The following is a 306-nucleotide window of genomic DNA, read 5'->3' as shown; positions in this document are numbered from 1 at the left end:
CCTGGCACAATGCGAATCTCGCCGGACAGCGGCCGGCGCTCGACCTTATGCGTCATGCGGTCGCGACGGGTCATCACGTTGAGATCGGTGATCGGACCGCCGATCAGCGTGGCACCGGTCGGCACGTCGCCTGGAAAGGCGAGCGGCGCCGAAGCCTTGGTCAGCCGCGCCGGTGGCTGGCCGGCGATGTCGAGCACAATCCCCTCGCCTTCTAGCACCGACAGCGTTCGGTCGATGCCAGCAAAGCTGGAGAACGGCCCACTGGTTTCGACGCGGGCCATCGAGACACGCCAGTCGAAATCGTCG

1 protein-coding gene is annotated in these 306 nt (G+C 66.3%); it reads right to left on the bottom strand.

The annotated features are described in order from the left end of the window. A partial coding sequence (locus tag EN852_RS38600; RefSeq protein WP_189546607.1) for a HutD family protein occupies nucleotides 1-306 on the bottom strand: 306 nt, incomplete at both ends.

Source organism: Mesorhizobium sp. M2E.F.Ca.ET.209.01.1.1, assembly GCF_004010375.2.
GTDB lineage: Bacteria > Pseudomonadota > Alphaproteobacteria > Rhizobiales > Rhizobiaceae > Mesorhizobium.
This window is presented reverse-complemented; position numbering and strand designations above follow the sequence as displayed.